Raw genomic sequence first — 23516 nt, 5'->3', positions numbered from 1 at the left:
AGATGAAAATAATAGGTGATATAAGACCATATACAAACAAAAATTACAGCTATACAGTAGTTGATAATGACGGAGGAACAACATTTGTAATTCTTTGGCAAGTATATAACAATGCTAAATTGCTTACCGAAAATGGAACTGGGATTTTTAAGTTTGGAATTAATACAGTTGGAAATACCTTTACACTAATTGCCAAAGTAAGAAATCCTGAAACCAATAAAATAGAAGATATAGCAACTGAAATACAACCCCTAGCAGGAAAACCCGAAATACTCGACCTTTATTGGAGAGATGTAAATGGAGAAAAAATAGATCATAGAGAAGTGGCTTATCTAGACAAAGTCACCTTAGTAATAAAAACCAAAAATATTCCCCAAGGGGACATCCTTAAAATAACGATTTTTGAAGATGAATACCTAGACGGTCATGGAGATAGCTCTCGGAATATGGGAAAATACTACACTAAAGGCGTTACAAAGAATGGCTACGCTTACCTAGACCTTGCCAATATGAGTCTTTACCAAAAAAAACTCAATAACAGTGATTATGTAAATGATGAAGTACACTTGTTTTACGCACAAATACACTATTACAATAAGTTAAACCAGATAAAAGACCAAATACAAATAAAGGTAAATAATGAACTCACACAAATGATACAACCCTATGCAGGCAATAATCCTGCGAAAATAGGCCAAGTAGAAAACAAAGCAAAACAAAGAAAGAAAGCCGTACATTTTACCTTTGGTGTTTTTTTAGATGGTACCCTAAACAATATGTATGATACGGAACTAAGACAGTATGCAGAAGGAAAAAAAGTAATCAATACCAGTGGTTTAGGTGTAAGCCAATCTCGAGCTGTAGATATTTATCAAGACCACGGCGATCTTGATGAAATGCAAAGTAGTTATGAAAACGACCTCTCCAATCCCGCTATATTGTATAAAAATTATAAATTTGATAAGCAAAGAAATATTTTTCCAATTTATATAAGCGGTATAGGTACCAATACAGCTCCTAAAAACCAAGGGCAAACCTTGCGGGCAGAGGATTATAAAGACAACGACCTCATAGAAGGTCCCGCTTTTGGTATGGGCAGTTCAGGTATTATGGATAATGTAAAAAAAGCCATTTTAGACGTTGTAAAAGAATTAAAAAATATTAAATCAGATCAAAAAATAGGAACTATAACTTTTGACGTATTTGGTTTTAGTCGTGGTGCCGCTGCCGCACGGCATTTTGTACACATAGTTACACATCCTCCCTACAATCCTATTGTGTACAAAAAAAAGGAGCGTGACTCGATTGTATTAGACTTGCAAAAGAATCAATTGCCTGTTTCTTATAAATACAAAACCATGCCTCATTTTGGACTCCTAGGGCAGTTGCTTCAAGAAAACGGGATTTTAGATGCACAAACACAAGTTAACGTTCGTTTTGTAGGTATTTATGACACCGTTTCGCATCATGGGCTATTTCAGGATAATGATATAAAAGACCTAGGATTGGATAGTGTAAACAAAGCAGATTATGTTGTACACATGGTAGCAGCAGATGAGCATCGTGCTAATTTTAGTTTAGCAGATATTTCTTCCGTTGCTAAAACCCATCCTGAAAGTGGCAAAAAAGGAGGAATAGAGCTCATCTACCCTGGAGTACATTGCGATGTAGGAGGCGCTTATGAAGATGGTAAACCAGATAATCCTAAAAGAATTGCGGTAGAATGGGATCTTCCTTCTTTAAAAAAAGTAAGAGAGGAACTCATCAGACAGGGTTGGTTTAAAGAAGATCAACTCTTTATGAAATTTCAAAATGGATGGGACTTAAATGCGAATGCACGTAAATGCTATTTAGAGGGCAACAGAAAGTGGCTTAGTAATCAGTACAGCTATATCCCTCTGCATATTATGGCAAAAATTTGTGGTATAAAAAAGGTACCTATTCAGCTAGATAAGTTATTAATTTTTAAAAGATTTTACGAAAACACCTACAATGATCCCAAAGCACATACTTTAGGAAATCATATAGTTGGAAATATAGCCTTTTTAGAACGGATCAAAAAAAAGCTAGAAGATTATACGTTTAATGGGGGGATGCCTTTTGGTTTTATAGAATACAAAGAACCCGCTACAACATATGAAACAGATGCCTCTAAGGCAAGTGTGAATAAAGAACGCGAAAAACAAAAAGAAGAAGAAATAAACAAAGATATTAGATTCCTACGCAACCACTATTTGCACTGGAACGCTACTTATGGTAGTTCAGGCATAGATCTTTTGGTAGAAAAAGATTACCCGAATATAGTAAATGGTAAAAGAAAAAGAAATGTATACTAAACTAAAAAAGCTCCTTATCCTTTTGTTTATCCTACCATTAGGAGGATGCAAACACACAAATAAAAAACACGATAAAATGATACAAGAGAATTTTTCTTACGGAGTAGGGGTTACTTCACCTAAAGAATATCCTACGGAAGTACATATAGGGTATTTGTTAGATCAAAACAAAAAACTTATTTGCGGAATGCCTCGATCAGGAACCAATGAAGGCGGTTGGGAAGGAGAAGGAAAACAAGGCGGTATGGGGGGTAGTTCTATTCCGTATTATTTAAATCTTACTTATGTAGCTTATGCCGAAAAAAAGTTTTATAAAGTAGAGGCAGCACTACCCGCTGATAAAATTTTAGCAGAATTTAAAAAAGGATATGATCGTATGACACATAAGGGAGATATCGTCCATGAAACGTATGATGTTCTAACCGTAGGAGCAGCTCCAGGCGGATGTATAGTGGTTTGGTTATCAGGAAGTAATAATCGTGTCGAAATTTGTCGTTTGCAAGCCAAAGAAACCTTTGTGGATAAGAATGATTTTTTAGGTTTTGTAGATAAAACAGAAAGTCAACAAAAATTTCTAGATGATTTATATAAAATAACCGTTCCCGATAGTATCAAAGCAGAAATAGCACAAAAAGGCATACCGTATGGTTTATGGGACCAGTACAGAGAAAAATACAAGTACCGTTTTGTACTTAAATCCTATGATGAAAAAGATAAATTTACTCATAATTATTATTTGTATTACAATGCAGAAGCAGATGAGGTATTACAAGAAAAACTAAATAAACAAGAATACATGATAAAAGGAATTCCTTATACATGTAATTTTATATTTAGAACCTATAGTACCGAAATCATTTTCAATGATCGAGAAATGCTACAAGTATTTGATAAATTAAAGAAAAAATATCCTGAAACCCCCATAGATATAATTATAAAACCAACCTTTATGTACGACGATATGAAAATTTCAGTAAAATGTACAACGGAAGAAATCCCCCTTACAAAATACAAAGTAGTAGGTGTTTGGGGAGGATAAGAAATACATGTTTTTAAGTTTTGTGAAGTAAAAAGGTATGATAACAAGTTAAACAGTAAAAGAAATGTATACTAAACTAAAAAAGCTCCTTATCCTTTTGTTTATCCTACCATTAGGAGGATGCAAACACACAAATAAAAAACACGATAAAATGATACAAGAGAATTTTTCTTACGGAGTAGGGGTTACTTCACCTAAAGAATATCCTACGGAAGTACATATAGGGTATTTGTTAGATCAAAACAAAAAACTTATTTGCGGAATGCCTCGATCAGGAACCAATGAAGGCGGTTGGGAAGGAGAAGGAAAACAAGGCGGTATGGGAGGTAGTTCTATTCCGTATTATTTAAATCTTACCTATGTAGCCTATGCCGAAAAAAAGTTTTATAAAGTAGAGGCAGCACTACCTGCTGATAAAATTTTAGCAGAATTTAAAAAGGGTTTTTTAATAGAAGGCAACCAAAAAGAAATTATAGATGGGGAAGAACGTTATAAAATGGAGCCTAGTACGTATGATGTTCTAACTGTAGGAGCAGCTCCAGGCGGATGTATAGTGGTCTGGTTATCGGGTAATCATCATCGTACTGAAATTTGTCGTTTGCAAGCCAAAGAAACCTTTGTAGATCGAAACGATTTTTATGACAATCCCCATCAAAGGACCCAAAAAGATTTTTTTGATACCATGTATGATATAGCCGTTCCCGATAGTATCAAAGCAGAAATAAAACAAAAAGGCATACCGTATGGTTTATGGGATCAGTACAGAGAAAAATACAAGTACCGTTTTGTACTTAAATCCTATGATGAAAAAGATTTTCTTACAGGTTATTACGTAATTAATTATAATGGCGAGTCTAATTTTGTTCCCTATAATCCCCAAGAAGTAGCACAATATAGAAAAACTTCTATTCCGTATAATGCAAATCTTTATTTTAAAAAATATTTTACCGAAATCATTTTCAATGATCGAGAAATGCTACAAGTATTTGATAAATTAAAGAAAAAATATCCTGAAACCCCCATAGATATAATTATAAAACCAACCTTTATGTACGACGATATGAAAATTTCAGTAAAATGTACAACAGAAGAAATCCCCCTTACAAAATACAAAGTAGTAGGTGTTTGGGGAGGATAAGAAATACATGTTTTTAAGTTTTGTGAAGTAAAAAGGTATGATAATAAGTTAAAGAGTAAAAGAAATGGATACTAAACTAAAAAAGCTCCTCATCCTTTTGTTTATCCTACCATTAGGAGGATGCAAACACACAAATAAAAAACACGATAAAATGACACAAGAGAATTTTTCATATGCGGTAACAGTATGCTCGCCTGAAGAATATCCTACGGAAGTACATATAGGGTATTTGTTAGATCAAAACAAAAAACTTATTTGCGGAATGCCTCGATCAGGAACCAATGAAGGCGGTTGGAAAGGAGAAGGAAAACAAGGCGGTATGGGAGGTAGTTCTATTCCGTATTATTTAAATCTTACTTATGTAGCTTATGCCGAAAAAAAGTTTTATAAAGTAGAGGCAGCACTACCCGCTGATAAAATTTTAGCAGAATTTAAAAAAGGATATGATCGTATGACACATAAGGGAGATATCGTCCATGAAACGTATGATGTTCTAACCGTAGGAGCAGCTCCAGGTGGATGTATAGTGGTTTGGTTATCAGGAAGTAATAATCGTGTCGAAATTTGTCGTTTGCAAGCCAAAGAAACCTTTGTAGATCGAAACGATTTTTATGACAATCCCCATCAAAGAACCCAAAAAGATTTTTTTGATACCATGTATGATATAGCCGTTCCCGATAGTATCAAAGCAGAAATAAAACAAAAAGGCATACCGTATGGTTTATGGGATCAGTACAGAGAAAAATACAAGTACCGTTTTGTACTTAAATCCTATGATGAAAAAGATAAATTTACTCATAATTATTATTTGTATTACAATGCAGAAGCAGATGAGGTATTACAAGAAAAACTAAATAAACAAGAATACATGATAAAAGGAATTCCTTATACATGTAATTTTATATTTAGAACCTATAGTACCGAAATCATTTTCAATGATCGAGAAATGCTACAAGTATTTGATAAATTAAAGAGAAAATATCCTGAAACCCCCATAGATATAATTATAAAACCAACCTTTATGTACGACGATATGAAAATTTCAGTAAAATGTACAACAGAAGAAATCCCCCTTACAAAATACAAAGTAGTAGGTGTTTGGGGAGGATAAGAAATACATGTTTTTAAGTTTTGTGAAGTAAAAAGGTACGATAATAAGTTAAAGAGTAAAAGAAATGGATACTAAACTAAAAAAGCTCCTTATCCTTTTGTTTATCCTACCATTAGGAGGATGCAAACACACAAATAAAAAACACGATAAAATGACACAAGAGAATTTTTCATATGCGGTAACAGTATGCTCGCCTGAAGAATATCCTACGGAAGTACATATAGGCTATTTGTTAGATCAAAACAAAAAACTTATTTGCGGAATGCCTCGATCAGGTATGGAACAAGGAGGATGGCATGGAGATGGATCAAAAGGCGGTATGGGAGGTAGTTCTATTCCGTATTATTTAAATCTTACCTATGTAGCTTATGCCGAAAAAAAGTTTTATAAAGTAGAGGCAGCACTACCCGCTGATAAAATTTTAGCAGAATTTAAAAAGGGTTTTTTAATAGAAGGCAACCAAAAAGAAATTATAGATGGGGAAGAACGTTATAAAATGGAGCCTAGTACGTATGATGTTCTAACTGTAGGAGCAGCTCCAGGCGGATGTATAGTGGTCTGGTTATCGGGTAATCATCATCGTACTGAAATTTGTCGTTTACAAGCCAAAGAAACCTTTGTAGATCGAAACGATTTTTATGACAATCCCCATCAAAGAACCCAAAAAGATTTTTTTGATACCATGTATGATATAGCCGTTCCCGATAGTATCAAAGCAGAAATAAAACAAAAAGGCATACCGTATGGTTTATGGGATCAGTACAGAGAAAAATACAAGTACCGTTTTGTACTTAAATCCTATGATGAAAAAGATTTTCTTACAGGTTATTACGTAATTAATTATAATGGCGAGTCTAATTTTGTTCCCTATAATCCCCAAGAAGTAGCACAATATAGAGAAACTTCTATTCCGTATAATGCAAATCTTTATTTTAAAAAATATTTTACCGAAATCATTTTCAATGATCGAGAAATGCTACAAGTATTTGATAAATTAAAGAAAAAATATCCTGAAACCCCCATAGATATAATTATAAAACCAACCTTTATGTACGACGATATGAAAATTTCAGTAAAATGTACAACGGAAGAAATCCCCCTTACAAAATACAAAGTAGTAGGTGTTTGGGGAGGATAAGAAATACATGTTTTTAAGTTTTGTGAAGTAAAAAGGTATGATAACAAGTTAAACAGTAAAAGAAATGGATACTAAACTAAAAAAGCTCCTTATCCTTTTGTTTATCCTACCATTAGGAGGATGCAAACACACAAATAAAAAACACGATAAAATGATACAAGAGAATTTTTCTTACGGAGTAGGCGGTAGTAACGCCGTTCCAACTATTTTTGTCTTGATTATGCCCGAATTACAGGTTCTAATGGTAAACAAATATAGTTCTAACAACACGTCTTTTCATCGTTAGGTGTATTATGTATAGTTGTATCTAGATAGAGAGATTGAAAAGGGCATGAAAAACTAGAATCTGATTAGTTTTTTATTATTTTACTCAAGTCAAACATAGGTGCATACATTGATATCATAATTATCCCTACAATAACACCTATTACAATAATAAGCATAGGTTCTAGAATTACTCCAATCATTTTGGTTTGATGATTAACTTCTTCGTTGTACTGTTCCGTTAGTTTTTCAAACATAGAATCAAGTTGGTTAACTTGTTCAGAAACTTCAATCATAGATACCATCTTTGCTTCAAAAACAGGGTGTTTTTTTAAACTTTCACTTAAAGAGGCACCTTTGGTAATGTCTTTTTTTATGGTTTCAATAGAGTTTTCTATGGGGTAAAAACTTATCATTTTTGACGTGAGTGATAAAGCATTAATCAAAGTGGTACGCGAAGTGATAAGTAAACTCATGGCTTGACAAAAACGAGAGAGATAAATTTTTTGAATTAGGTTGCCAAAATAAGGCAATCGTAGAGTGAGCCCCGTTGTAAATGCACGATATTGATTGTTTTTTTTAAAGGAATAATGAGTTATAAATAAAATTATAACTACAAATAAAAAGCTACTAAATATTTTGCCTGAATGATTCGATAGGCTGATGATAAGTTGGGTACTTTTAGGTAATTCATTTCCAAACTGTTTAAAAACAGAACTAAACATAGGGACCACTTTATTCAACATAAAATACAAAACCAAGAAAGTAACAATCAATACGATTACTGGATAAGTCAATACCGAAACGATTTGACGTTTCATTTGAATTTTACGGTTGAAATATTTTTGTAGCTCATGTAAAATATCTTCCAACTTTCGCGTTTCTTCACCTATTTGAATGCTGTAATATTCGTAAGGTGAAAATTGATTTGTTTCCTTTATAGATTCGTATATGCTTCTTCCTTGGCTTACCTTTGTTTTTACTGACGTAATGATTTCTTTCTCGGTTTTATGAGTAGATTGATTACTCAAAATTTCCAATGCTTTTTTGAAATCAACTCCTGATTTTAGGAGTAACCCTAATTCTCTATAGAAATTTTCTTTTTTTTTATCGGAGAATTTTTTGCGAAAGGGGAAAGAAATTACATTCGAAGATTTTTCGGTATTAATAGTGTGGTTTTTTTTATATGTGTTTAAATCAAAACTCATCTTTAAATTTTTTATACAATAGTTCGTTGGCAAAAATAGGTTTATAAAAAATCAAGTCCATTAAAATACCGTCCGAACTTATTTTCATTTTCATTTTTTGAAAATGTATTTTACCCGAAGTATTGTGGAGTGAATCGACTTGAAAATATTGGACTGCAATTTTAAAAGTATCTATAAAAGCTGTTTGACTTCTGATAATATTTTCTTCTTCTAGATAATAATTAACGGAAGTACTCGTGTAATCTGAAAACTGAATTTTATTGTCCCTTATATCCATTTTATCACTATCAAAAATGTCCTTATTAATACTGTAGGTAAGTCTATTTACATCATGAGTAGCTTGGTTCCGTTTTTTGTAATCCAACATTCTTTCAGTTATGATGGAAAATACCATAAAAGTAAGTCCCATAATAATAGCCGCAATAGCCATAGAAATGAGAGCTTCCAATATAGAAAAAGCGGGAAGGTGATTATTCTTCATGGTTTAGCAAGTAAAACTTTTTCTCAATTTCTATTTCTGTACTGTCTTTATATTTAATAGTCAATTCTTTCAGATTAGCATTAACAGGAGTTGTTTCTATAGTAATAGCTTCCGTTTGATTGATGATTGAATCGAATTCGATTTGAGATAGATAAAAAAGAGCATTGGCTTTATGTTGTGTTTGATAGAATTTAGGGGACGATTTTTGGGTTAAAACGGCAGAAAAAACAAGCATTGCAATATATAAGCATACGGATATGATACAGAGTGCCACAACCGATTCTATAATAGAATTGGCTTTTACTTTATTTAAGTTTTTTAATGATACCATATTTTGTATTTGGATTGATAAATAAAGGGAAATCCATAAAATAATTGGGTTTTTTAGTAGTATCAATCGTCAGATTATGTAATACATTTTCATGTACGGAAGAACTAGTTTGTCTAAAAACTTTATTAGTAAATACAGAGCCATATACCGTTCCTTGTAAATCAAGTTTACCCGTACAATAAATAGAACCAATTACTAAATTCTTATCTTCAATAGCAATGCTGTTTTTAGCAATGTTTTCCATTCCGTTTCCAAATAAAACTACCGTGCCAAAAATTTTAGTTTCTTTTCCAATTTTAATTTGAGTTTCCTCGTTTTCTTCGCTTTTAAGAACAAGTGCGGAAGGATAATTTAAAACTACCTTAGCACCAACATTAATTTTTTGAGTTGCTATAAATTGAGCATTCCCTTTAAAACCTTCTTCAACTGAAATTTTAGGAGAAACAATTATCACATCCTCCAACGTTGCACTTTTAGCAATCCGAATCGAATCGTTGTTGCGCAATATGTAATTGCCTTTTATGATAATATTACTCAAATTACTACCTATGTTTATTTCTTGTGTCGGTTTGGTAAACGAATTGAAAAACAAGGAATCTTTTACTTTTGTATCAATATTTAAAGTGTTTTTGTAGGAATAAAATCCTTCTAAAATTCTATCAAATTTAGGATTTATCTTGGGCAATTGAAGTTTAGAAATTTCTTTTTTACCCGTATGTATAAAAGTATTTACCTCATTAGTTAGATAAGAAGGAGAAACATAATTAGAAGGGAAGTAAGTTGTGCCGTTTAGTTTTACTTTTCCATTATAAGCTATATCCTGTGTGAAATTGGCAATATACAATGCCGTTTTTAAAAAATTGTAACTCCCAATTAAATGGGTAGCAGTTACTGTATCGTTTTTAAAAACAGATTGCGTAGTTACTACGTTGAGTAAACCATACGATTTTACATTATAGCTATTACGAATCGGGCTGTTTTCATCAATGGGAAAATCGGTTTCGTTCAAATTATTTCCCAATGCAAAATTCAAGGTCGATTGATTTTGTAGATATAACTCCTCTTCCAAATTATAATGAAGGTTTAACAAACTGTATAAATTGAAAAAATAGAGTAAAGCTCCACAAATGATGGAAACCAACAGACAGATATAAATTGCATAAAGAAGACTATGCGCCTTGAGCATCATGAGTTTTGTTTTTTTTACGAAATAAACGTTTGAAAAAACTCGTTTTAGTATATGTGTCAGAAGTTTTTTGAATCGTATTTTTGGGTTTTTTAGGCACTACGATTTTACCTTCTTTATAAATTAAAGTATCTTTTCGTTCAAAATGAATCCAAATTTTAGATTTCAAATCATTTTTATAAAATCCACGTTCAATCATTTTTCCCTCTGTATCAAAAGAAAAATACTCACCATGTTTTAGTCCAGAAGACCAATGATATATAAATGCAATTTTACCATTAGGATGCCAAGATTTCCATTCTTTTGTTTTTAGGCCTTTTTTAAAAGTTCCTTGTTCAGCCAATTGGTTACTATGGTAAAATTTCGAAAATTTACCATCTAACAACTCGCCGCCAATACCGTATTGAGAATTATGTATAAGCCCGCCTTTAAACCAAAAATAGTCTTTATTTATTTTAGGCTTTTTCTTTTTATTAGTAGTAAAAAACTCATAACGGAAGTCTTTATCTGAAACTCTTTTAACCAAAAAAGGGTCTTGGAAAGAGTACAATATAAAAGAGATAAAAAGTAGAGAAGTGAATTTAAAAGTACTTTTTTTCAAGGTTCTGTAGCATTAATTAAAAAGGTGCAAGTTAAATCAAATTTTCTTTAAATAAATTTTTGTAAGAAAAAAAATAAAAAAAACAGTTGTTTGAATTTTTCTAAAGTTTTTAAAAATATTACTTTTGTAAAAAATTTAAGAAAATGCGTTTTAGTTGGGGAAAATGCAATGACAAAATACTACCTATTGGGTTAATTCTTCTACTCTTTGTTGTAATATTATTAGTTGTTTTTCAGGTGTTTAAATCACCTGATGTAGTGTGTGTAGATAATGCAAAACTTTTCGAAGGTTTTAATATGACCAAAGAAATGAAAAAGGCAGGCGATCGTGAATTTAGAACACAAAAAGCGGTTTTAGACTCCTTATATGCTAAAATTAATACACCTGGGAACGAAAACAACGAAAATTTAAACAAAGAATTTATCTTAAAGCGAAACGAATTTGAACAAGCAAGTCAAGCATTTGTTATGCAAGAATCAGCTAAAATTTGGAAACGACTTCAAGAGTATGTTCAAGAATATGCTACTCAGCAGAACTATCAAATTGTGATAGGTTCAACACAAGAACAGCAAGTTATTTATGCTAATCCTAAAGTAGATATTACGTTTGATTTAATCCAATTTTCAAATCAAAAATATGAAGGGAATTAAATTGGTTCTACTCTATTTGGTAGTACCCTTTTTGTCTTTAATTTCTTGTAAAAAAGATCCTAAAGATGATTCTGATATTCGTTATCAACTCTTCCAATTAGAGGGGCGTGGATGGAAATCGCGTATGCGTACTCAAAAAGTAGACGATATTGGATTTACGGCTACAGAAGTTCCTATTCAGTACTATTTGTTAAAAAACCAAGGTAGCCAAGATTTATGGGCTATAGACTCTATTTATAAGGCCAATAAAACAGAGCGGGTGATGGAGTTTGTTTTTCAACAAGAAGAAGAAAAAGAACTACTTGATCCTTCTTTTACAGGAATTAGTTACGAGGAAGGCTTAAAGTATCTAGCTTTTGGGATAGATCAAGATTTTTATGTAGTAACATCCAAAAAAGATACGATTCCTTGTGCTGGAGTAAATTACGAAAGAACTTACAAAATAGCACCTTACCAAAAAATACTGCTGTATTTTTCAGGGATACAACCTGATGAGCAAGTACAGTTAATATACAAAGATAAATTATTTAAAAAAGGGACTTTAAAATTCAAATTTAATAGTACCGATACTCAAATAAAACTATGAGAAAAATTAGAGAAAGTCGTTTTTCAAAGATTGTTGCCTATTACTTGTTGATAACTTTAATCGTAGAGTTGATGGCTCCCACAGCAGCTTATGCTCTGACAACAGGTCCTACACAACCCGAATTTAACTCCTTTACACCTATTGCCACATCAGATATGGTGGATTTATCAAGTGGTGATTTTAATTATAATATTCCTATCATGGATGTGGGGGGGTATCCTATTAACTTAGCTTATAATTCAGGAGTTACGATGGATCAAGAAGCTTCTTGGGTGGGATTAGGCTGGGATTTGAGTGTAGGTCAAATCTCACGACAAGTACGTGGATTGCCCGATGACTTTAAAGGGGATGTTATGACTTATGAAAATAACATGAAACCCAATATTACCATTGGTAGTTCTGCCAATATTTTTATTTCACCATTCGGATTAAAAGAAAAAGCAGGGCTTAGAGTTGGCTTTGGTCTTGGAATAAAGTATAATAATTACGACGGTGTTGGTTTTTCAACTAATGGAGGAATAAGTTACGATATTAGTAAGAATTTATCTGTCGGATTAAATCTGAATTCTTCTTCTACAGAGGGAGTTAGTGTTTCACCTAGTGCTTCATTTAGTCTTAAGACTAAGACTGTTGAAGAAAAAAGTAAAAGTGTCGGATTAAGCCTAGGAGTTGGTTTAAACAGTAGAAAAGGAGTAGAAACTTTTACAGCGTCGGCATCTTATACTAAAACAGATAAAGAGGCTCAAAGGTCAGTAAAAAATCAGGACGGAAGTATAACAGAAGGAAATAAAGCTCAAGGGCAAACAGGTTCTGTTGGAGGAGGATCTTTATCGTTTACAAACACATCGTTTACGCCCACTAAAAGAATAGGTATGTCTTCTAAAAACTATACCTTTTCTATGAATATTGAAATTGCTACGTATGGCATAAACCCAGGAACAAAATTTTCTGGATATAAAAATGAACAAGGGATTAAAGAATCTGAAAAAAATAAAACAGAAAAAGGATTTGGTTATGAAAATACTACTCTGGCGGGATATTCAGATATCTTAGATTTTAATCGTGAAAAGGACCGAGAGTTAAACGAAAATACTATATCATTACCCATTACTAATTATTCGTATGATTTGTATAATATACAAGGTCAAGGAATTAGAGGTATGTTTAGACCTTATAGAGGGCAAGTAGGTCTTGTATATGATAATTATACTACTGATGAAAGTTTTGGATTAAATTTGGGAGGTGAAATTGGCGCAGGTTCAGGTGCGCATTTTGGCTTTGATATAGATGCCACAGAAAGCATTAGCTCTTCTGGTCTTTGGCAAACGTCTCCAATAAAAAGATTGTTAGAAAAAAAATCAGGAAACAAGCCAAACTATGAAAAAGTTTTTTTTAAAAATATAGGAGGGTTTCATGTAGACAAAGACATGAAGCAACTTTTTTATAACTCAACACTATCAGATCCTAACAATCAAACCAAACTAGGAGGGTATAGTCCTGTAGCTTTTAAAATAGAAGGAGCTAAATACAATAGGAATGCTAGTTTGTTTTACTATGATAAATTTTTATATAAGACATTACCAATAGGAAAAGAATTACAGATTAAAAGAGGGGATCATCGTGTAAATAGAGGACAAAGCATCGAAAAAATTTCAGTTGAAGAAGCTCGTAAGTATGGTGAATTTTCAATAAATCCATTCGCAAGATCTAAAAAGCATCATACCGCAGCTATTAGAATAACGAAAGAGGGGGGAGAACGATATAATTATGATAAAACAGCTTATAACGTTGTTAAGAAGGAAGTCACTTTTGATATTTCAGGAAGAACACCTGAAACTGAAAATAAAAGAGGGTTTATTAATTATGTTCCAGGAATTGATAATTCAACAGGAAATAACAGAATAGGAGATCAATACTTTAATAGAATAACTACTCCTGGGTATGCACATACTTATCTTTTAACTTCTGTTTTGTCTTCAGATTATAGAGATATTGATGGGAAAAAAGGGCCTACAGATGGTGATTTAGGGAATTACACTAAATTTTCATACGAAAATAAAGGAAAGTTAGATGGAAAACTTTACACATATAAATGGAGAGTTCCTTACGAAAAAGCACTTGCAAATTATGATGAAGGGCTAAAATCTTTAGATAAAGATAATAAAGGAAATTATCTTTATGGAGAAAAAGAAATGGTTTATCTTCAAAAAATCGAAACCAAAACGCATGTAGCTATTTTTTCAATATCTGCAAGAAAAGACGGACATGGTGTAATGGATGAAAATGGAGGGCGCGATGATAATCCAAATCATCCTTGGTCTAAAATGTGGAAGCTAGACAAGATTGCCTTATATTCAAAACCAGAATATAGTGCCAAAGGAGAAAATGCTACTCCTATAAAAGTAGCTAATTTCGTATATGATTATTCATTGTGTCAAGACGTACCAAATAATAATAAAGTCTCAGCCAATGAACCTAATGAAATTGAAAACCAAGGAGGAAAATTAACCTTAAAAAAAATTTATTTTACCTATAGAAATTCAAATATGGGGAAACATACTCCCTATATATTTAATTACGGATATAATCCTAAATATAATCAAAGGGCAAATGATGTGTGGGGCAATTATAAACCAGAGGAGGCTTCTGGATATAGCCCCCATGATCCTTTGTCTAATGCTGAATATCCGTATGTAGAACAAAGGAGTCAACAAAATGCTGATTTATATACATCAGCTTGGTTGCTAAATTCAGTAGAACTCCCTTCGGGAGGCATATTAGACATAAAATATGAATCAGATGATTATAAATATGTGCAAGATAAAGAAGTCATGCAAATGTTTAAAGTGGTAGGTGTAGGAAGTAAATCAAACCCTTCCGCGTCTGAAATAAATAGTAGAGAGCTTTATACGCCTGACTTTGTAAATTTAAAAAATTATTTATACATCAGGTTAGATAAAGTATGTACTCCTGAAGAATTTCAGGAGAAGTATATTAAAAAATTAATAGATAAAGATATTTATTTTAGATTTTTACTCAATATGAATAATGTTCGATTTGGACAAGATAAATATGATTATGTTACAGGATATATCAATATAGAATCATCTGGACATAATACAGTAAGAATTGGAGATGTAAGTTATGGAGTACTTAAAATCAAAACAGTTACTAAAGGAGATGGTTTAACTGCTGCTTTACCTGTAAATCCAATTGCTAAGGCAGGATGGTTTTTTGGTCGTCAACACTTGAATAAATTAATTTATAATAATACAGGAGAAGAAGATAGACAACTAGATGATGTTAAAGGGGTTGTAATGGATCTTATGATGTTAGTTCCTCAAATTGCAGATATCTTTAAAAGCCCCAACGCCCAACTTATAGAAAAAGGCATTGCTATGTATTTTATTCCAAACAAATCTTGGATTCGTTTAATGCAGCCTGATGGACGAAAATTTGGGGGAGGAGCAAGAGTAAAAGAAATAAAGCTAAAAGACAGATGGGATGTAATGACTGAACATAAAAATGAGGAAGCTTATATGCAGGCCTATGGTCAAGAATATATTTACAAAGATCAAAAAGGAAATTCATCAGGAGTAGCTACTTATGAACCTATTGGGTGTAAAGAAAATCCGTTAGTCCTACCTTTCTATGATCACGCTCATAAAGAAACACTTTTAGGGGGCGATGTGAAAAACTATGTTGAAATGCCTTTGGGAGAATGTTTTTATCCATCTCCTAAAATTACCTATGCAAGAGTAGCCGTAAAAAATCTTACGAGAGAAAAAAAGATATCAGATTCAGAAAAAATAGTTGTTAAAAAACATGCTACAGGGCAGGTAGTCTCTGAGTTTTATACTTCAAGAGAGTATCCTACTATTGCTGATTTTACAAAAATTTCTCCTGAATGGGATCATTCAGATATTGGTACATTATTAAATCTAGATGTAAAAACACATTTATCTTTAAGTCAAGGATTTTTTGTTCATACTAATGATATGGATGGAAAACTTAAAAGCCAAAAAGTGTATGCAGAAGGGCAAGACACCCCAATTTCAGGTATGGATTATATTTACGACAACTTGACAGAAAAAGTTTCAGGTCAAGGAAATCTTAATAATGAAATTACTACTATAGATGAAAATGGAAAGGTAGAAAAAAACATTGTAGGAGTAGATTATGATGTAATCAATGATTTTAGAATTAATCAATCAGAAACACAAAATATAGGAATACATTTTAATACCGAAATGTTGCCTGTTATAGTTCCTATTTTTGTCCCCATTCCATTACCTATATATTCTCATCATGAAAATATTTTAAAAACTGCAGTTACAACAAAGGTAGTGCACTCTACAGGGATTTTAAGGGAAACCATTGCTTACGACTTAGGTTCTCAAGTGAGTACACGTAATCTTGCTTGGGATGCTAACACTGGCGAAGTTATATTAACAGAAACCGTTAATGAGTTTAATGATAAGTATTATTCGCTTAATTTTCCTGCTTATTGGGCTTACAAACGTATGAACCAAGCTTCGCTAAATTTAGGCTTAGAATGGGACTTGCAATTTGATCCATTTCGTAAGAAATATGAGTTAACAGGTGGCGAAATTGCCTCTAATTATCTAGTTGAAGGTGATGAAGTTTGGATTACTCCTGCCTCTCCAAAAGAGGTTAAAAACAAAGAATTTAGAGCATGGGTGGTTAATATTAATACTATTAATAATAAAAGTACTTTTGATCTAATTGACGAAAAAGGTGTTAAAGTAAGTGATAAAATCAGCGATGATAATTCTAATTTAAAAGTAGTAGATCAAGGAAAATTTAAGGTTATTCGTTCGGGGTATGCTAATATGGCGAGTGCTTCTATGCAAAGCGTAACGCTAATGAAAAATCCATTAGAAAACTTAGTAAAAGATCCTGTAACCAATCAAACATCGTTAGGAACCAATCCTTTTTTATCTAAAAACTGGAATGATTACAAAATTGTTAATGTTTCGGCTATAGAGTATAATGATATTTGGCCAGCTCAATGCAATGGAAATATGCCTAGAATGATTTTTGATGCAAATAATCAACTTGTATTCCAGTACAATCAAGATAATTCTAATTTAGATTTTGATATTTTAGAAGAAAAATCATACAACCCATATCGTTATAATATACTGGGTATATACAGACCCATAAAGTCCTACGCTTACCTTACAGGTAGAAATAATAAAGATCATCATCCTAGGCATTCTGGATTCCTTAATGATTTTAAATCCTTTTATATATATGACCCAGGAACCAATACTTGGAAAATATCTACAGAAGGATATAAATCTTGGACTTTTGCTTCGGAAATTTCACAGTTTAATCCTTGGGGACAAGAAATTGAAAACAAAGATGCGTTGAATCGATATTCTACGGCTTTATATGGTTATAACAACCGTTTTCCTATAGCTGTAGGATCTAATACCCGATACAAAGAACTTGCTTTTGATGGTTTTGAAGATTATGACTTTAACGAGAGTACCAATCCAATAAAATCTCATTTTAATTGGCAAGAAGCCCTGAAAAAAGAGCGTATTACTATAACTGATAAACAAGCACATACAGGTAAAAAAAGTATTCGTGTGGAGGCTCAAACCAAGGCAACGGTAACTAAAAAATTAATAAACTGTAACGGTCCAGCGGTTCCAAAAAGTACAAAATAATTCAGATACATATAATACAATATAGATATCGTTATTATAAATATAATCTAATAGTGATCTCCCTGTTGTACCACTGAAAAAAAATCGAATTTATGAAACTCATACAGAACATATATCTCTATCTTTTTATTCTACTAAATGGTTTTGGCGTTGTGGCTCAAAATTATAACGACGCTGAAATAGGATTTGATCCCGTTAGAACGACTCAGCTCTTACAAGAACACGGTATTACCGATCCTGTTGAGGTAAACCAAGAAATTACTTTGATGCGAGATATGCAAAAACGTATATATGAAGAGCAGCAAAAGATCCAACAAGAAATCTTACATAATATTAAAGAAAGACACACAAAAGAAAAAAAGAGGAAAAACTCATTAGCTGCTACAGATATACCAGTAGAAGAACGCAATGCGCTTATTGCCTTTTACAAGGCTACTAATGGTGATAATTGGAAAAACACCTTAGCAAATGATAGGCCTTGGAAAATTAACGATCCTACTTCTGATGTTTCAACTTGGTATGGGGTTGGTGTTAGTAACGGACATGTTTGTAGTTTATCTTTTTTTAGTTTTCAAAATGGTCTAAAAGGAACTTTGAGTGATCTTTCATCACTTAAATACTTAGAAATACTAAGTGTTAATTTTTTAGAAAATAATCTTTCAGGAAATAAATCTTTACCTTATTGGATTACAAAAATGAATAGTTTGACTTCATTAAGTTTAAGGGGATGTGATTTTGAGAGTATACCAGATCTTTCAACTTTAGAAAATTTAACTAGTTTAAATTTGAGTTTGAATAAATTAGGGAAGAATCAGATGTCATTACCATCTTGGTTGCAAAAAATGAAAAAACTAGAATATTTAGAAATTTCAGGATGTGAATATGTTAAAGGTTTTACTGATCTTTCTTCCTTGATAAATCTAAGAGAATTAGACCTAAGTAATAACAATCTAGATGCTGAAATACCTATTTGGATAAATAAATTATCTAACTTAAAAAAATTAAATCTTACCGCTTGTAATATTGGTGGAACTATTCCTGATTTGCCTATTAGTTTAGAATATTTATATTTAAATCTCAACAGAATAGACTCATTAGCAAATAACTCCTTGCAGAAACTAGTTAATTTAAATAGATTATTTCTTACATATAATCAGCTTTCAGGCGAAATTCCAAATCTTTCTAATTTAAAAGTACTCAGAGAACTTTTTTTAGGATATAACCCTAGATTTGATAAACAATATTTTCCAAATTGGATTTATGATGCAACTAATTTAATATTTCTGGATTTAGAAAATACAAATTTGTATGGTTCTATAGATGAAAAGATAGGAACTTTAACTGAACTTAAATGGTTTGATATAAGTAAAAATAATTTTAAAGGAAATTTACCTTCAAGCATATCAAATCTAAAAAATTTAACTCATTTGTTTGTTGAATATAATGAGTTTAGTGGTTATTTTCCAGATCTTCCATCTTATAGATCGTTGTTAGAATTGAAATTTAACAGTAACTATTTTCGTTTTATTGATATGAAGAATTTATTTGAGAGATTCGGTGTAAGACGACCTTTTAATTTTTTCTATGGATCACAAAAGCCTACCGATTCTGTGAGAAATATCAATAGGATTATTGGAGAAACAGTAACACTTGTAATGTGTGAAGATGGGAGATATTTACCCGATGAAGATACTTTTCAATGGTATAAAAATGGCTCTCCCATCCTAGGAGCAACTTCTAGGGAGTATACCATTCCTTCTGTTTCTTTAACAGATGCAGGAATTTATACTTGTCAATCTTATAACAAAACGATAAAAGATCTAGTATTAGAACGAAACTTCATCATGCTCAATGTGACCAATTGTAAGCCGTTAGCTGCACGTCTTTATATGGATGATGGAAGTGAGTGCAAATCATCCTGTACGTATACCTGTGGTGATAATCTTATTAGTTCAAGATTGATAGTAACAGACTTATTGCAATCAACTATAGATCAGCTCAATAGCGGAACTTATTTTTGGACCATAAAAGATCCAAATGAAAACATCGTTTATACGACTTCTGATAAGAATTTAAATTACACCTTAACCACAGTAGGAATCAATACAATTGAATTAAAATTTACTACCACCACAGGTTGTGTGTATGATTATAAAAGCACTACAGAGGTAAGAAAATGCCCTTGTGATATACCTGAAGGTAAAATTGTTATTGCTTCGGAAATAACGGATTACAAATGTGGTAATAAAGTTATAGAGAACTTAAGATTTGAACCTGATGATAAGAGTATTGATTTAAGTAAGGCTACTTATCAATGGGTATTCAAAGATGTTAAAGGTCAAATTATTAGTACTGTTAATACACCTAATGCAGGTGTTACTTTTAGTATGCCGGGTTCAAATAGCATTGAGTTAACGGTAACTTTAGATGGTTGCTCAAAAGTAATTAATCCTTTAGAAGTAAAGGTTGTAGAATGTTGTGATCTCCCATTCCCTGGCGTAATATTGAATTTTGAACCTAAAACTAATGATGAATTTTTTTCACAAGGAAGTTTCCAAAGTTTATGGAGTATTACTAATAAAGAGCATAATCCAGCAGTAAACTCATGGGTAGAGTATGTTGACCAATATGATAATTTAAAAAAATTCTATACGGGTGGTTCTGAAAATGGATGTCAATATTTAGAAGGAAAGATGATAGGACGCATTAATGAAGTTGAATGGTGTAGTAGTATTAGCAAAGAACAAAATCCGACCAAAGATCTAGAATTGAATAAAAGTAAAGAAAAAACACAAACTCTTTTAAAAAAGATGAATGTAAACTGTGTTGGAAAGGTTTCTCATTTTACTTTTTCCGCTTCGGCAAAGGGTGTAGAATATAGTTGGAGCATGGTTGATCCTTCGGGGGTAGTTGTTGATAAGGTTATAGAAATGAAAGGGTATTATCAATATACCCCTACTAAAGTGGGAAGTTATAGATTAAATCTTAAAATAACCACTGCCGAAGGTTGTATTTCTGAATTCTTTTATCCTTTTGAAGCACAAGATTGTTTTCAATCATGTATTACTGCCAATGGTAATTCTACTGTAGTAAAAAAACTTGTTCTGAATTTATTGAATCATTTACGTCAAAAAACACTTAATGGAGAAAGTATTCCTTCAGGATATATTTGCGACGAATTAATTGATCTTAAACCTTATATTACTTATTCATTACCTAGGATTTATGGGTTTTCAATGGATGATAAAAGTATGAAGTTCTGGTTTCGTCCTTTGAAATTTATAGATAAAGAACCTGATTTTATAGCTGCTGATTGGAATACAACCAGTAAAGATCTCAGTTTTTCCGATCTTGATTTGTTGGGATATACATCATCTGATTATCTTAATTTAGATGGTAAACTCATTTTGTCAGATGGATCAAAACCTGGCAAAGTAGAAATACGTCATATTAATTTTTGTCCAGAACAATTACTCCTCGAAAAATGTAAAAATCATGTAGCTTTAGTTTTAGATGAGTCGGGTTCATTGGATGAAAGAGAAAGAGCACAGTTAAAAAGACAATTATCAGCCTATTTTACCCAACAAGCAGAAATAAACGAAAAACAGGGAGGAAATATGTATCTGTCCGTAATTGGAATGTCTAATACAGATGAAGGCGAAGTTACAGTAAATACACTTCCAAACACTTGGCGTAATGATTATATTGCACCTATTAAGATTGACACTAATAACTTGAAGTCACACTTTTTACCATGGCTCTCAAATTATTGTAAAAAATACAATAAAAAAGACAATGTTACAGGCTTAAGTGAAGGATCTGATTTTTGGAGAAGTGGTTTAGAAACAGCCTTATTTCTTGCTAAAGAATCATATTTAAAACTAAATATGGTTATAATGATTACAGATGGTTCACAAACCACTGATTTAGATAAATTGCAAGCTACAATGCTTAAATTTAACAACAAAAGTTTACACAAATTGTCGGGTGGTCAAGAAAAAAAACCACATCTATTTGTTATAGGAGTAGAGAATGGTTATTATGTATATAATAAAGAAACAACCCTCCCTTTTTTAAAGAGAAAAGACCCTAATTATACAACATCAAAACCAGTGGTCGTTCAAAATGATATTCAAGAGGAAACCAATAGCGTGAACGAAAATATAAGCGAAGTAAATTTATTAGAAGAAGATAATTCAATAGAATCCCTTAATTTTTCAGAAAATAGATTGAAACAGTCGATTGCTGGTACCACACAAGAAGGAGCTCTTACATCATCTTTAGCTTTATCGTTAAAATATTTATTTGATCTTGAAAATGCACGAATTCCAAAAAACTCGAGTATATTTCCTTCTTACTTTAAACCAAATGAAAACCCTAATTTTCAATTAGACTACTTTCCATTACTTGATTTCAAGTTTTTAGGAGAAGAAGTTAATGATGATTTTTTATCTAAAGGTATTGTTTTAGCAGATCTTGGCTGTCCTTATGAAGGAGGAAAAACAAAATGTAGTGAATGTTATTCGTTTCAGCCCGAACCTAGTAGAATTGTAGAGTCAACAAAAATTCTTGATTCAAAAAATTATATTTTAGGAGCTTGGGTAAGAGAAGATACAAATACTCAAGTTAAAGAATTTACCAATGTAAAAATTCAAGTTTCATTTGAAAATGCAGATAGAAAAAAAATAATGACCTATGCTTTTAAACCAAAAGGAGAAGTCGTAGAAGGATGGCAACGTATAAATGAAAAATTTAATGTTCCTGTTGGATCTGAATTCATGATTATAGAATTAGTTAACGATAGTAAAGGAACCCCTGTTTTCTTTGATGATATCCGTATACATCCTACTAATGGTAGTATGAAATCTTTTGTATATGATCCAGAAAATTTCAAATTGATGTCCGAATTAGACGAAAATAATTATGCTACATTTTATGAGTACGATAACGAAGGAGGTTTGATTAGAGTAAAAAAAGAAACCTTAAAAGGAATTAAGACCATACAAGAAACCCGTTCAGGTAATTATATAAAAGTTAATTAATGAAAATAATACATAATATTCTAATTCACATTTGTTTTCTAATTTCATGGTCTATATGGTGTCAAACAAGTGATCAAGTAATGAAATCTATGATTACTAAATACACAGAACCTAAACCATTAAAGTTTGAAATAAAGTATAACCTTTATAAAAATCACCTTACAAATGTAATTCATGAGAGTTATTTAGGATCATTTATGAAGAACTCAAAAAACGAAGTTTTAATGAAAGTAGGTACTAATGATATTGTTACAACTACAAAGTATGTGATACAAGTTGATCATAAACATAAAACAATGTTGATAAATAATGCGCCAAAATCTTCATCTAATTTAACTAAAGATATAGAAAATCTTGTGCGTCTTTGTGAAGAAAATTCCTTTAAAGATTATAAAGATCATTGGGAAATAACCTATGTTCCGAAACAATTTTCAGGACTATTATATTCAAAAATTCTATTGAAAATTAATAAAGATTATACACTCAAAAAACAAGTTTTTTATTATAATACGAAATATAACTTTTCAAGAGATTATAAAAAAGATTCGTCTGAATTTCCAAGGTTAGAAATGATTTACAACCATTATAACCGTAATGTACAGTTAGATTTGATTAATTCAGATTTGTATGTAAAAATTAATAATAAAACAGCTATAGCCTTACCAAAATACAAGTCATATAAGATTTTTGATTCAAGGAAATAGCA

General features: G+C 31.7%; 16 protein-coding genes. 11 read left to right on the top strand and 5 right to left on the bottom strand.

All coding sequences use genetic code 11. The features are described 5' to 3' along the window. Positions 1-2: 2 nt before the first annotated feature. From HUE53_RS06375 to HUE53_RS06350, 6 genes are all read left to right on the top strand, one after another. Positions 3-2336, top strand: a complete 2334-nt coding sequence (locus HUE53_RS06375; protein WP_192188802.1) for a T6SS phospholipase effector Tle1-like catalytic domain-containing protein — start codon at positions 3-5, stop codon at positions 2334-2336. Further along, positions 2326-3375: a DUF2931 family protein gene (locus HUE53_RS06370; RefSeq protein ID WP_225556187.1), complete on the top strand. Its 1050-nt coding sequence runs from the start codon at positions 2326-2328 to the stop codon at positions 3373-3375. Before HUE53_RS06375 ends, HUE53_RS06370 begins: the two co-directional genes overlap by 11 nt. A 64-nt stretch (positions 3376-3439) precedes the next feature. Next, positions 3440-4513, top strand: coding sequence for a DUF2931 family protein (locus HUE53_RS06365; protein WP_192188800.1), 1074 nt, complete (start codon positions 3440-3442; stop codon positions 4511-4513). 64 nt (positions 4514-4577) lie between these two features. Next, complete coding sequence (locus tag HUE53_RS06360) at positions 4578-5624, top strand: DUF2931 family protein (protein ID WP_192188799.1); 1047 nt, start codon at positions 4578-4580, stop codon at positions 5622-5624. Positions 5625-5688: 64 nt separating this feature from the next. After that, entirely contained in the window at positions 5689-6762 is a 1074-nt protein-coding gene (locus tag HUE53_RS06355) for a DUF2931 family protein (RefSeq protein ID WP_107317504.1), read from the top strand. Positions 6763-6826: 64 nt separating this feature from the next. Beyond that, positions 6827-7048: a hypothetical protein gene (locus HUE53_RS06350; RefSeq protein ID WP_102135394.1), complete on the top strand. Its 222-nt coding sequence runs from the start codon at positions 6827-6829 to the stop codon at positions 7046-7048. A 64-nt stretch (positions 7049-7112) separates the two neighbouring features. Here HUE53_RS06350 and HUE53_RS06345 read toward each other — a convergent pair whose 3' ends face one another. The 5 genes from HUE53_RS06345 to HUE53_RS06325 all read right to left on the bottom strand — a co-directional run bounded on the left by HUE53_RS06345 (position 7113) and on the right by HUE53_RS06325 (position 10758). Next, positions 7113-8234: a type II secretion system F family protein gene (locus HUE53_RS06345; protein ID WP_014166042.1), complete on the bottom strand. Its 1122-nt coding sequence runs from the start codon at positions 8232-8234 to the stop codon at positions 7113-7115. Then, positions 8224-8715: a PulJ/GspJ family protein gene (locus HUE53_RS06340; protein WP_192188798.1), complete on the bottom strand. Its 492-nt coding sequence runs from the start codon at positions 8713-8715 to the stop codon at positions 8224-8226. The genes HUE53_RS06345 and HUE53_RS06340 overlap by 11 nt, the downstream gene beginning before the upstream one ends. Further along, entirely contained in the window at positions 8705-9046 is a 342-nt protein-coding gene (locus HUE53_RS06335) for a hypothetical protein (protein ID WP_014166044.1), read from the bottom strand. The genes HUE53_RS06340 and HUE53_RS06335 overlap by 11 nt, the downstream gene beginning before the upstream one ends. Next, positions 9021-10079, bottom strand: coding sequence for a hypothetical protein (locus tag HUE53_RS06330; RefSeq protein ID WP_123906727.1), 1059 nt, complete (start codon positions 10077-10079; stop codon positions 9021-9023). Before HUE53_RS06330 ends, HUE53_RS06335 begins: the two co-directional genes overlap by 26 nt. 136 nt (positions 10080-10215) lie before the next feature. Continuing rightward, a complete protein-coding gene (locus HUE53_RS06325; RefSeq protein WP_158649137.1) occupies positions 10216-10758 on the bottom strand; it encodes a toxin-antitoxin system YwqK family antitoxin in 543 nt (180 codons plus the stop codon). Between the two features lie 218 nt (positions 10759-10976). On the opposite strand from HUE53_RS06325, the gene HUE53_RS06320 reads away from it, so the two are divergent. The 5 genes from HUE53_RS06320 to HUE53_RS06300 all read left to right on the top strand — a co-directional run bounded on the left by HUE53_RS06320 (position 10977) and on the right by HUE53_RS06300 (position 23514). Beyond that, positions 10977-11483 (top strand): OmpH family outer membrane protein, encoded by a 507-nt coding sequence (locus HUE53_RS06320; protein WP_014166047.1) that lies wholly within the window; start codon positions 10977-10979, stop codon positions 11481-11483. Beyond that, the gene (locus HUE53_RS06315; protein ID WP_014166048.1) at positions 11470-12069 is read left to right on the top strand and encodes a hypothetical protein; all 600 of its coding nucleotides are present in this window, start codon (positions 11470-11472) and stop codon (positions 12067-12069) included. Before HUE53_RS06320 ends, HUE53_RS06315 begins: the two co-directional genes overlap by 14 nt. Then, complete coding sequence (locus tag HUE53_RS06310) at positions 12066-17768, top strand: hypothetical protein (protein WP_192188797.1); 5703 nt, start codon at positions 12066-12068, stop codon at positions 17766-17768. Before HUE53_RS06315 ends, HUE53_RS06310 begins: the two co-directional genes overlap by 4 nt. Positions 17769-17860: 92 nt before the next feature. Beyond that, on the top strand, positions 17861-22810 hold the full coding sequence (locus HUE53_RS06305; protein ID WP_192188796.1) for a leucine-rich repeat domain-containing protein: 4950 nt from the start codon (positions 17861-17863) through the stop codon (positions 22808-22810). Next, positions 22810-23514, top strand: coding sequence for a hypothetical protein (locus tag HUE53_RS06300; RefSeq protein ID WP_097609575.1), 705 nt, complete (start codon positions 22810-22812; stop codon positions 23512-23514). Before HUE53_RS06305 ends, HUE53_RS06300 begins: the two co-directional genes overlap by 1 nt. The last annotated feature ends 2 nt before the right edge of the window (positions 23515-23516 follow it).

The organism is Flavobacterium columnare (genome assembly GCF_014844295.1).
GTDB classification, from domain to species: Bacteria; Bacteroidota; Bacteroidia; order Flavobacteriales; family Flavobacteriaceae; genus Flavobacterium; species Flavobacterium columnare.
This window is presented reverse-complemented; position numbering and strand designations above follow the sequence as displayed.